An 11,677-nucleotide genomic window follows, 5' to 3' on the forward strand; every position below is an offset into this window, starting at 1 on the left:
CGTTCATGGCGCCCTACGTCAAGGCAATCAACGAGCTGAAGGCCGAGCGCGACGCCGTGATCCTGGCGCACAACTACCAGACGCCGGAAATCTTCCATTGCGTGGCCGACATCACCGGCGATTCGCTGCAGCTCGCGATCGAAGCCACGCGGGTGAAGGCCTCGACCATCGTCCAATGCGGCGTGCACTTCATGGCGGAAACCTCGAAGCTGCTGAACCCGGAGAAGACGGTGCTGATCCCGGACTCCCGCGCCGGCTGCTCGCTCGCCGCCAGCATCACCGGTGCCGACGTGCGGCTGTTGCGCGAGCGTTTCCCCGGCGTGCCGGTGGTCGCCTATGTCAACACCTCGGCCGACGTGAAGGCCGAGGTCGACATCTGCTGCACCTCGTCGAACGCGGTTGAGGTGGTCGAGAGCCTGAACGCGCCGACCGTGATCTTCCTGCCCGACCAGTACCTGGCGAACTACGTCGCGTCGCAGACCGACGTCAAGATCATCGCCTGGAAGGGCGCGTGCGAAGTGCATGAGCGCTTCACCGGCGACGAATTGCGCGGCTTTCGCGAGGCCGATCCCGACGTGCAGATCATCGCGCACCCGGAATGTCCGCCGGACGTGCTGGCGGAGGCCGACTTCACCGGCTCGACGGCGCACATGATCAAGTGGGTGCGCGACAGGCACCCGAAACGCATCGTCATGATCACCGAATGCTCGATGGCCGACAATGTGCAAGCCGAGCTGCCTGATGTCGAGATGGTGCGGCCATGCAATCTCTGCCCGCACATGAAGCGGATCACGCTGCCGAAGATCCTGGATAGCCTGCTCACGCTGCGCGAGGAGGTCACGGTCGATCCCGCCATCGCGGCGAAGGCCCGGCGCTCGGTCGAGCGGATGATCAACCTGAAGAATTGAGCCACAGCATGCCGAGGCAAATTCGAGAAGTGACAAACGGCGTCGACGACGTCGTCATCGTCGGCGGCGGCCTTGCCGGCCTGTTCTGCGCGCTCAAGCTCGCGCCGCGCCCGGTCACCGTGATCACGGCGGCGCCGTTGGGCGAAGGCGCTTCCTCCGCCTGGGCGCAGGGCGGCATCGCCGCCGCGGTCGCCGAGGGCGACAGCGCGGAAGCCCATGCCGCCGACACCATCGCCGCCGGCGGCGGCATCGTCGATCGCGATGTCGCGCTCGCGCTGGCGCGCGAGGCGAGACCGCGCATCCATGACCTGCTGGCCTATGGCGTGCCGTTCGACCGCGACCTCGAAGGCCGGCTCGCGGTCGGCCGCGAGGCTGCGCATTCGGCGCGGCGCATCGTGCATGTGCGCGGCGACATGGCGGGCAAGGCGATCATCGAAGCACTGACGGCGGCGGTGCGGCGCACACCGTCGATCCGCGTGATCGAAGGCCTCGCGGTCGAAGCGCTGTCGACGCGGGACGGCGCCGTCACCGGCCTGCAACTGCGCAATGCGCATGATCCGGACGCCTCGCCCGTGCTTGTCGCCACACGCACCGTGGTGCTGGCCACCGGCGGCATCGGCCATCTCTACGCAGTGACCACCAACCCGCCGGAAGCGTGCGGCACGGGACTGGCGATCGCCGCGCGGGCGGGCGCCGTAATCGCCGATCCCGAATTCGTGCAGTTCCACCCGACCGCGATCATGGTCGGACGCGATCCCGCACCGCTCGCGACCGAGGCGCTGCGCGGCGAAGGCGCCACGCTGATCAACCATGACGGCGAGCGCTTCATGCTTGCGCGACACGCTTCGGCCGAGCTCGCCCCGCGCGACATCGTGGCGCGCGGCGTGTTCGCCGAGATCGCCGCCGGCCGCGGCGCCTATCTCGATGCACGGCAGGCGCTGGGTTCGCGTTTCGCGGACAGGTTTCCGACCGTTCATGCAAGCTGCATGGCGGCCGGCCTCGATCCGGCAACACAGCCGATTCCGGTGGCGCCTGCGGAGCATTACCACATGGGCGGCATCGCCGTGGATGGGCGCGGCCGCTCGTCGCTTCCCGGATTGTGGGCCGCGGGCGAAGTGGCCTCGACCGGCGCGCATGGCGCCAACCGCCTCGCCTCCAACTCGCTGCTGGAAGCGTTGGTCTATGCGGCGCGCATCACCTCCGACATCAACGGCGCGGCGCTTCCGCAGCGTCTCGCGCGACCCGCCGAGACGACGTTCGAGTCCGACGGCGCCATGCCTCCGCTTGCGGAGAAGAACCTGCGCGCGATGATGACCGCGCAGGTCGGCGTGATCAGGAGCGGCGATGAACTTGCGCATGCCGTACGCGCCTTCGCCGGCCTCGAGCGCAGCGCCGGCAGCATCGCGTTGCGCAACATGGCAACGACGGCGCTGCTCGTCGCCGCCTCCGCCTGGACGCGGCGCGAGAGCCGCGGCGCTCACTTCCGCGCCGATCATCCGGCCGAAAATCCCGCACAGGCGCAGCGGACGATGACGACGCTTGCGGCCGCGCGCGAGGTCGCCGAGCAGTTGGCCGAGGGCGGCTCCGCGCCCGCGGCGCAACCGATGACCGCTTGAGGTGTGCCATGACGATCCCTGTGACGACCCTTATGACGACCCCTGCCCGCTTGCTGCATCCCGACGCATTCCTGTCGCCGTTCGCCATCGACGAGGCGGTCGCGCGCGCGCTCGACGAGGATCTCGGCCGCGCCGGCGACGTCACGTCGATGGCGACGATTCCGGAAACGACGCGGGCCCAGGCGGTAATGGTCGCGCGGCAGGCCGGCATCATCGCCGGCCTGCCGCTCGCGGTCGCGACGTTCCAGAAACTGTCGCCCGATACCGAGATCACGCCGCATGTGCGCGACGGCGCAGCCGTCGAGAAGGGCAAGCCTGTGCTGACCCTCGCCGGCCCGGCGCGTGCGATCCTGACCGGCGAGCGCACCGCACTGAATTTCGTCGGCCGGCTCTCCGGCATCGCCACGCTGACCTCGGATTACGTCCGCCGCACCGACGGGACGAAGCTGCGCGTCTGCTGCACCCGCAAGACCACGCCGGGCCTGCGCGCGCTGGAGAAATATGCCGTACGCTGCGGCGGCGGCTTCAACCATCGCTTCGGGCTCGACGATGCCGTGCTGATCAAGGACAACCACATCGCGGTCGCCGGCGGCGTCCGCGCCGTGCTGGCGCGCGCCCGCGGCCACGTCGGCCATCTCGTCAAGCTCGAGATCGAGGTCGATACGCTCGAGCAGTTGCGCGAGGTGCTCGACACCGGCCTCGCCGACGTGGTGCTGCTCGACAACATGGAGATCGCGACATTGCGAGAAGCCGCGCGGCTCGCGCAGGGCCGCGTCGTGCTGGAAGCGTCGGGCGGACTCACGCTGGAGACGATCGCGGCGATCGCGACCACGGGTGTCGACTACGTGTCATCGGGCGCGCTGACGCATTCGGCGCCGAACTTCGACGTCGCCATCGACATCGATGCATGAACGGAGCTGTAGTCGTAGGGTGGGCAAAGCGGCAACTTGCACCGAAGCGCGCCAAGCAAGGGCGGAAGCGTGCCCACCATTCACGGCACCGCTGTCGATCCATGGGGGGCAACAGCGCTTCCGCCTACGCTCTGCGAGCTTCGGCGGACGCGGCCGCGCTTTAGCCCACCCTCCAGCTCCGGCACTATCGCCGGACCGAGTTCGGATTGACCTCGGCTTCGCTCCTGGCTTCCGAGACGAGCTTGGCGGAGAGAGCGGCGGTCTGCGCCGGCGTTCCCCAGCTGGGCGCGTCGCTGCCGTCGCCCCAGGCCTTCGGCCGATAGAAGGTGTGCACGCCGTAGCGGTACATCTTCTTCATCTCGCTGACCCACGACGGATGCACATAATAGGCGTGATAGTGCGTCGATTTGCCGACCTCGGGCAGCCAGATCTGGCCGTCGAGCATCGCCTTGGCGATCTTCTTCGCGCGCTCCCACATCTCGGGCTCGCGGATCACGTCGCGGGTGTTGTCGCAGGCGAAGGTGAACTGGCAGGCGAGGTGGCGGTACTTGTTCTGGTAGACGACGCCGCACACGGTGTTCGGATAATAGCCCGAGAAAGTGCGGTTCATCACCACCTGCGCCACCGCGATCTGGCCGCGCACGGCTTCGCCGCGCGCCTCGAAATAGACCGCCTCGGCCAGGCACTTCTCCGACCTGGCGCGCGACTTCTGGTCGAACAGGCTGAGCCGCTCGGCCGGCGTCAGCGTGTGCTGGCTGTCGGCGTTGACCTCACCCTTGGCTGCGATGCTCTCGCCGCTCTCCACCGCCTGGACGCCCGGCAATGGCGGCATCACGACCATCGGCGCCTCGCCCGGCTGCCATTGCTCCAGGCTCCCGGCCGAGCCGCCGAGCGCGCTGTTGCCGAAGAACAGGCTCGCCGTCTTGACGTCGAAGCCATCGCGTGACGTCGCCGATGCACCGCCCTTGAGATCATCCTGCGGCTGGGATTGGTATTGCGGCAGCGGCGGCGCGCGCAGCGCCGCCTGCAACTCCGGATCGAGCGGCGCGCGCTCGGCCGTCGGCGGCGACAGCTCGGCGGTCTTCGCCCCCTTGACCGAGAAGTTCGGGCTCGCCGGGTCGTCGAGGCCCGGACCGTTACCGGTCGGCGCGTCCAGCGGCCGGACGACGAGACGGTCGCCCTTCAGAGTGCGATTGACGAGCGGAAAGTCCGACGGCTGGTAGCGCGGCCGCAGCAGCGGCAGCGGACCGCGCGTCAGCGCGCCCGCGACGTCGGCCGATTTGTTGTCGAGGCTCGCGAGGCGATAGTTCGCGCTCTGCGGCGCCGAGGTGCCGATCGGGCTGCCGAAGCTCAAGGTGGCGAGCTGGATGGTGGCGGCGGCGGACGACACCCGCTTCTGCCAGCGCTCGGCGGCGCCGGACTGGCGCGCGAGCAGCGATGAGATGTCCTGATGGCCGATCTCGCGCGGCAGCAGCGCGAAGAACAGCAGCGCAAATCCGAAGGACGCGAACCGCGCGCCCTTCGGCTTGTTACGCATGAATGTCGACTGTACGCTCACGCTACGCTCACTCAGAAGAATCGAAGGCAGTACATCCGTGCAATTCGATCTCTTGCGTTAGTAACGAATTTAGGTTGCTGAGGCGTTAATCGGCGTTGCAGGGGGAGCACAGGCAAACGGAGAGGTTGCATCGCGCGGACGCATGCCAACCGTTGGTAAACAACGGCTCGACGAAAGCGGTAAATACGCCGTCAACGAAGATGGTGAAGAAATGTCCGCGCCCCCCGCGTCAGTACGGAAGCGTGGCAGCACGGCGTCAAAAATGCGAATGGCCGGGGAGACCCGGCCATCAGCAAAAATTTTGATGAATTCAACGTGAGGTGAGGGAATTCAGGTCACGCCTGGCTCGCGACCTCCTTGCCGATCGCGGCCTGCGCCACGGCGAGCCGCGCGATCGGCACGCGATAGGGCGAGCAGGAGACATAGTCGAGGCCGATCGCGTGGCAGAACGCGACGGAAGCGGGGTCGCCGCCGTGCTCGCCGCAGATGCCGACCTTGAGGCTCGGCCGCGTCTTGCGGCCGCGCTCGACGCCGATCTTGACGAGCTCGCCGACGCCCTCGCGATCGAGCGAGATGAACGGATCGATCTCCAGGATGTGCTTGGCCACATAGGCGCCGAGGAAGCTCGCAGCGTCGTCGCGGCTGATGCCATAGGTGGTCTGCGTCAGATCGTTGGTGCCGAAGGAGAAGAACTCCGCGGTCTCCGCGATCTCGCCCGCCATCAGGCATGCGCGCGGCAACTCGATCATGGTGCCGACCTGGTAGGCGAGCTTGCCGCCGGTCTCGCGCATCACCGAGGCGGCGCTGGCATCGATGCGCGCCTTGACCAGGTCGAACTCGGCCTTGGTCGCGATCAGCGGCACCATGACCTCGAGCCCGACCGCCTTGCCGGTGCGCTTCTGCGCCTCGACCGCGGCCTCGAAGATCGCGCGCGCCTGCATCTCGGCGATCTCCGGATAGGCGATCGCGAGACGACAGCCGCGGAAGCCGAGCATCGGGTTGAACTCGGACAATTCGCGGGCGCGATCGGCGAGCCGGCGCGGATCGGTGTTCATCGCACGCGCGACTTCCTCGATCTCGGCATGAGTGTGCGGCAGGAACTCGTGCAGCGGCGGATCGAGCAGCCGGATCGTCACCGGCAGGCCCTTCATGATCTCGAACAGCTCGACGAAATCGGCGCGCTGCATCGGCAGCAGTTTCGACAAGGCCGCGCGGCGCTCCTGCTCTTCCTCGGCGAGGATCATCTCGCGCACGGTGCGGATGCGCGTCTCCTCGAAGAACATGTGCTCGGTGCGGCACAGCCCGATGCCCTCGGCGCCGAACTTGATCGCGGTGCGCGCGTCGTCCGGGGTGTCGGCATTGACGCGCACCCCGGTCTTGCGAATGTCGTCGGCCCAGCCCATCAGCGTGCCGAACTCGCCCGACAGCTCCGGCTCGATCATCGGCATGCGGCCGGCCAGCACTTGGCCGAGCGAGCCGTCGATCGTGATGACATCGCCGGTCTTGAAGGTGCGCGAGCCGATGCTCATGGTGCCGCGGCCGTAATCGACGCGGATGGTGCCGCAGCCGGAGACGCAGGGCTTGCCCATGCCGCGCGCGACCACGGCGGCGTGCGAGGTCATGCCGCCGCGCGTGGTCAGGATGCCCTCGGCGGCGTGCATGCCGTGAATGTCCTCCGGCGAGGTCTCGATGCGGACCAGGATGACCTTGCGGCCATCGGCCTGCAGCTTGGCGGCCTCGTCGGAGGAGAACACGATCTCGCCCGACGCAGCCCCTGGCGACGCCGGCAGCCCGGTCGCGATCACGTCGCGCTTGGCGGAGGGATCGATGGTCGGATGCAGCAACTGGTCGAGCGAGGCCGGATCGATCCGGCTCACCGCGTCCTTCTGCGAGATCAGGCCCTCATTGGCAAGCTCGACCGCGATCCGCAGCGCCGCCTTGGCGGTGCGCTTGCCGGAGCGGGTCTGCAGCATCCACAATTTGCCGCGCTCGACCGTGAACTCCATGTCCTGCATGTCGCGGTAGTGCTGCTCCAGCATGGTGTAGATGCGCGTCAATTCCTCGAACGCATCCGGCATCGCCGTCTCCATCGACGGCTTGTCGGAGCCCGACTCCTGCCGCGCATGTTCGGTGATGTCCTGCGGGGTGCGGATGCCCGCGACCACGTCCTCGCCCTGCGCGTTGATCAGGAACTCGCCATAGAGCCGGCTCTCGCCGGTCGAGGGGTTGCGGGTGAAGGCGACGCCGGTCGCCGACGTCTCGCCCATGTTGCCGAACACCATGGCCTGCACGTTGACCGCGGTGCCCCAGGATTCCGGGATGTTGTGCAGCTTGCGATAGGTCACCGCGCGCGCGTTCATCCAGGATGAGAACACCGCGCCGATCGCGCCCCAGAGCTGGTCGTGCGGGTCCTGCGGGAAATCCTTGCCGGTCTCGCGCGCGACCGCCTCCTTGTAGCGGCCGACCAGCTCGACCCAATCGTCGGCGGAAAGGTCGGTATCGAGCGAATAGCCCTGGCCGTCCTTGAAGGTATCGAGGATGTCCTCGAAATGATGATGCTCGAAGCCGAGCACCACGTCGGAATACATGGTGATGAAGCGGCGATAGCTGTCATAGGCGAAGCGGCGGTCGTTCGACATCTCGGCCAGCGCCTCGACGGTCTGGTCGTTGAGGCCGAGATTGAGCACGGTGTCCATCATGCCCGGCATCGACGCGCGCGCGCCGGAACGCACGGACACCAAGAGCGGATTGCTGGCATCGCCGAAGATCTTGCCGGTCAGCTTGCCGACATGATCGAGCGCCTTCTCGACCTGCGCCTTCAACTCCTTCGGATAGGTCTTGTCGTTGGCGTAGAAATAGGTGCAGACCGAGGTCGGGATGGTGAAGCCGGGCGGCACCGGCAGGCCGAGATTGGCCATCTCGGCGAGATTGGCGCCCTTGCCGCCGAGCAGATCGCGCATCTCCGCCTTGCCCTCGGCCTTGCCGTCGCCGAAGGTATAGACCCACTTGTTGGGCTTGGGCGCTTCCACTGTCGCCTTGGGCGCCGGAATCTTGGGGGCTTTGGCCGCCACCTTCGGAGCCGCCTTGGCCGCCAGCTTCGGCGCAGCCTTCAAGGGCTGACGCGCGGGCGCCGCGGAGGTTTTCGTCCGTACCGGAGTGGATGACTTTGATTTCGCTGCGGTTTTCTTGGCGGTTTTCTTGGGGGTAGCAACGGCTTTTGCCATGACCTTGATCAATCCACGAGAGGGGAGAAAGTTGCGCGCCTTACACCATTTTGGACCGGCCGGTGCAAGCCGCGGAACCGCGGGTGCTCTACATATGAAATACCCTCAGGAAACCGAGACCGATCAGGCCGACCACGATCAGGTAGATGGCTACGATGAAATTGAGGAGCCGCGGCATGATCAAAATCAATATACCGGCGATCAAGGCAACGATCGCAGGGACGTGCGCAGCAGTGATGACCATTTAAACTCTCCTGAGGGGTGGGAAGAATCGACAGGCGGGGAGCGCATCTTAACGTCGCGCTTTGCGGTTTAGGAGACGCAAGCGGCTGTTTTCGGTTCCGGCCAACTCAAATTTATCGGTTCCGGATTCACGGAAGATGCCCAAAATTGCCTCGGATGAGAACGGGCCTTTCGGGAACGATGCCGCACGTGATGCATTGGCTCCGGCATGACGCCCGGCGCGAGCCGCCGGACCTGCCATGTAGTTCAAGAAGGAGCAGACCATGCGGAACACGATACTGGCCGTCGCGGCGGTCGCGGGAGCGATCAGCATGCCGATGGCGGCGCAGGCGCAGACCGAATATTACACCACGGGCGTCGGGCGCGGCCCAGCCGTCGTGGTCGACAGCGACGGCATCGCCTACGAGCAGCGCCCGGCCTTCCGCGAATACGTCGTTCGCGAGCGCGTGCCGGACTACGCCGTTCCCGGCCCCGTCGTGGTCGGCGGCGTGCTGCCGGAGACCGGCGTGACCTATTACGACGTGCCGCAGACCTACGGCGTGACGCCTTATCGCTACACCGTGGTCAATGGCCGCACCGTGCTGGTCGAGCCGCGTACGCGGCGGATCGTTCAGGTCGTCGAGTAGCGCTCAAGCGACGTACAGCGATTGTCCGGACCGAGCCGCAGCGGCCCCCGGACAAGAAGGCCCCGCCCGGTTTCCCCCCACCGGGTGGGGCTCTTTGTTTTACGGCATGATGATCAGGTCTTGATCGCCGCCCGGCGCGACTGTTGCTCGACTTCGACTTGATGACCGCAGGCGGCAAGCCTGACCGGCGAAACAATATTCCGCGGCATCCGCACAAGACGAGGCGATCTTGCTATTTCCGAACCGGACAATTTCTTCGCTTTACGCGACGGCAGTCGACGTCATCTAATAGCATGAACCGAGGTTGCCGCCGGAAGAGGTTGTGCCATGATCAGTTCCGCAGCTGTGTCGGTCGCCGATCGCGTGTCGGAGCCGGTCCGATCCTATTCGCAGATCACGGTCGAACCCTTGTCCCCCTTTGTCGGCGCCGAGATCGGGAATGTCGACCTGTCGTCCGAACTGTCCGACGCGGTGGCCGAGGAGATCGCGCGCGCATTCCGGGAGCATGGCGTGGTCTTCTTCCGCGACCAGGTTCTGACACCCGAGCAACACATCGCGTTGGCGCGGCGGTTCGGCACGATCGAGATCAATCGCTTCTTCAAGACGGTCGATGGCTATCCGGAAATTGCCGAGGTTCGCAAGGAAGCGGACCAGAAATCGAATATCGGCGGCTCCTGGCATACCGATCACAGCTATGATCAGGCTCCGGCCAAGGCATCATTGCTCTACGCCCGTGAAGTTCCGCCCGTCGGCGGCGACACGTTGTTCTCCAGCATGGTTGCCGCGTATGATGCGCTGTCACCGGGGCTGAAGGCGACGCTCGAGCGCCTCAAGGCCGTGCATTCGAGCCGCCATGTGTTCGGTTACACCTCCAAAGGGTTGATGGAGAGTGATCTGAAGGGTCGGATCAGCAACCCCGAACTGGCGACGCAGGATGCACTGCATCCCGTCGTGATCACCCATCCGGAGACGGGCCGCAAGGCGCTCTATGTCAACGCCAATTTCACGGTCCGGATCGACGGGTGGTCGAGCGAGGAATCCGCTGCGCTGCTCGGTTATCTCTATCGTCACGCGGTCAGGCCGGAATTCACCATGCGCTTTCGGTGGCGGCAGGGGTCGCTCGCCTTCTGGGACAATCGTTCGACCTGGCACCTCGCCTTGAATGACTATTCCGGCCATCGCCGGCTGTTGCATCGCATTACGCTGGCCGGAACGCCGCTGTCCTGATTTCGGGCCTTGCGGACGCGTCAGGACGAAACACGCATGGCCCTTGGCCTCAACCCTTGGCCTCAACCCTCGATCTTGGAAAAATCCGCTACCGCGCGCGTGGCAACGCGAATCTCGTTGAGCAGCTTCAAGCGGTTCTCGCGCACCTCGGGATCGTCGTCATTGACCTTAACCTTGTCGAAGAACGCATCGACGGCGGGGCGCAGCTTCGCCATCGCGCTCATCGCGGCGGCGAAGTCTTCCTTGGCCACCGCGGCGCCGGCTTCCGCCTTCACCTGGTCGATCGCCTTGGCCAGCGCCTTCTCCTCGCCGAGTGAATAGAGCTTGGCATCCGGCGCACCATCGAAGTTGCGCTTGTCCTTCTTCTCCTCGATCGCGAGGATGTTGCTGGCGCGTTTCGTCCCCGCGAGCAGGTTCTTGCCGTCGTCGCTGTCGAGAAACTTGCCGAGCGCCTCGACCCGGCGGACGACCATCAGGAGATCATCCTGCCCCTCCAGCGCGAACACGGCATCGACGAGGTCGTGCCGCGCGCCCTGCTCGCGGAGCTGGACTTTCAGGCGGTCGGCGAAGAAGGAAAGGAGTCCAGTTTCAGCGTTCTTAAAGGGCAGCACTATGCCCGAGGAAGTATGAGGATCATTCTCATGTGCAGGTGCGTCTGACTCGAATTCGACAGCAATACCAAATGTCGGCTCAACGAACTCAAACTGAGTTGTCCGCATTGCGTCAACATCGAAGTCGACATCGGACTCAATGACGTCGGCCAGCTTCTCAGTCCTTCTAGGTGCGTATACCCATCTATCTTTGCTCTTCTGAACGAGGAAAGGCACCCTAATCTCACTCATCAAGAGGAAAAGATTGGAAAAGGCCGCCCAAAGAAGCGGTCGCAGAGGTGTTCGAACTTCATTCGTGGAGATCAGCCTGATCACTCCTAGCGCCGCGCGCCTCAGCGCATACGGATCCTTGCTGCCCGTCGGCTTCTCATCGATCGCCCAGAACCCGACCAGCGTATCGATCTTGTCGGCAAGCGCGATCGCAACGCTGATCGGATCGGTCGGCACGCGATCGTTCGGTCCCTGCGGCTTGTAGTGCTCCTCGCTCGCGGCGGCAACGGAGGCGTCCTCGCCCTGCGCCAGCGCGTAGTATTTGCCCATCAGACCTTGCAACTCGGGGAATTCGCCGACGACCTCGCTGAGCAGGTCGGCCTTCGCCAGCTTCGCCGCGCGCTTCGTCTTCTCGACATCGGCGCCGACCAGCGGCGCGATCTCGGCGGCGAAGCGCTCGATGCGCTTGATGCGTTCGCCCTGCGTGCCCAGCTTCTCGTGAAACACGATCTGGTCGAATTTCGGCAGCCGGTCTTCCAGCTT

At 65.6% G+C, this 11,677-nt stretch carries 9 protein-coding genes; 5 read left to right on the forward strand and 4 right to left on the reverse strand.

All coding sequences use genetic code 11. The features are described from left to right. The 3 genes from nadA to nadC form a co-directional block, all read left to right on the forward strand. The coding region (gene nadA / locus JOY90_RS14470; protein ID WP_291691801.1) for a quinolinate synthase NadA at window positions 1-908 on the forward strand (908 nt) is incomplete at its 5' end. A gap of 29 nt (window positions 909-937) precedes the next feature. After that, complete coding sequence (locus JOY90_RS14475; protein WP_291691802.1) at window positions 938-2,524, forward strand: L-aspartate oxidase; 1,587 nt, start codon at window positions 938-940, stop codon at window positions 2,522-2,524. Window positions 2,525-2,556: 32 nt separating this feature from the next. Further along, window positions 2,557-3,435 (forward strand): carboxylating nicotinate-nucleotide diphosphorylase, encoded by an 879-nt coding sequence (gene nadC, locus JOY90_RS14480; protein ID WP_291691809.1) that lies wholly within the window; start codon window positions 2,557-2,559, stop codon window positions 3,433-3,435. A 184-nt stretch (window positions 3,436-3,619) separates the two neighbouring features. Here nadC and JOY90_RS14485 read toward each other — a convergent pair whose 3' ends face one another. The 3 genes from JOY90_RS14485 to JOY90_RS14495 all read right to left on the reverse strand — a co-directional run bounded on the left by JOY90_RS14485 (window position 3,620) and on the right by JOY90_RS14495 (window position 8,461). Beyond that, the gene (locus JOY90_RS14485; RefSeq protein WP_291691803.1) at window positions 3,620-4,972 is read right to left on the reverse strand and encodes a cell wall hydrolase; all 1,353 of its coding nucleotides are present in this window, start codon (window positions 4,970-4,972) and stop codon (window positions 3,620-3,622) included. Window positions 4,973-5,328: 356 nt separating this feature from the next. Beyond that, window positions 5,329-8,217, reverse strand: a complete 2,889-nt coding sequence (gene ppdK, locus JOY90_RS14490) for a pyruvate, phosphate dikinase (RefSeq protein WP_291691804.1) — start codon at window positions 8,215-8,217, stop codon at window positions 5,329-5,331. Window positions 8,218-8,305: 88 nt separating this feature from the next. Then, a complete protein-coding gene (locus JOY90_RS14495) occupies window positions 8,306-8,461 on the reverse strand; it encodes a DUF3096 domain-containing protein (protein ID WP_291691805.1) in 156 nt (51 codons plus the stop codon). 262 nt (window positions 8,462-8,723) lie between these two features. Between JOY90_RS14495 and JOY90_RS14500 the strand changes: the two genes are divergently transcribed. After that, window positions 8,724-9,086, forward strand: a complete 363-nt coding sequence (locus JOY90_RS14500) for a DUF1236 domain-containing protein (RefSeq protein ID WP_291691806.1) — start codon at window positions 8,724-8,726, stop codon at window positions 9,084-9,086. Between the two features lie 327 nt (window positions 9,087-9,413). Next, window positions 9,414-10,313, forward strand: coding sequence for a TauD/TfdA family dioxygenase (locus tag JOY90_RS14505; RefSeq protein ID WP_291691807.1), 900 nt, complete (start codon window positions 9,414-9,416; stop codon window positions 10,311-10,313). 62 nt (window positions 10,314-10,375) lie between these two features. Here the strand turns inward: JOY90_RS14505 and JOY90_RS14510 are convergent. After that, a partial coding sequence (locus JOY90_RS14510; RefSeq protein ID WP_291691808.1) for a glycine--tRNA ligase subunit beta occupies window positions 10,376-11,677 on the reverse strand: 1,302 nt, incomplete at its 5' end.

Source organism: Bradyrhizobium sp. (genome assembly GCF_019242285.1).
Lineage (GTDB): Bacteria > Pseudomonadota > Alphaproteobacteria > Rhizobiales > Xanthobacteraceae > Bradyrhizobium.

Excerpts from the sequence above, each read along its gene's own strand:
- nadC (WP_291691809.1), top strand. The coding sequence starts at position 2,557 with ATGACGACCCCTGCCCGCTTGCTGCATCCCGACGCATTCCTGTCGCCG.
- JOY90_RS14485 (WP_291691803.1), bottom strand. The coding sequence starts at position 4,972 with ATGCGTAACAAGCCGAAGGGCGCGCGGTTCGCGTCCTTCGGATTTGCG.
- ppdK (WP_291691804.1), bottom strand. The coding sequence starts at position 8,217 with ATGGCAAAAGCCGTTGCTACCCCCAAGAAAACCGCCAAGAAAACCGCA.
- JOY90_RS14495 (WP_291691805.1), bottom strand. The coding sequence starts at position 8,461 with ATGGTCATCACTGCTGCGCACGTCCCTGCGATCGTTGCCTTGATCGCC.
- JOY90_RS14500 (WP_291691806.1), top strand. The coding sequence starts at position 8,724 with ATGCGGAACACGATACTGGCCGTCGCGGCGGTCGCGGGAGCGATCAGC.
- JOY90_RS14505 (WP_291691807.1), top strand. The coding sequence starts at position 9,414 with ATGATCAGTTCCGCAGCTGTGTCGGTCGCCGATCGCGTGTCGGAGCCG.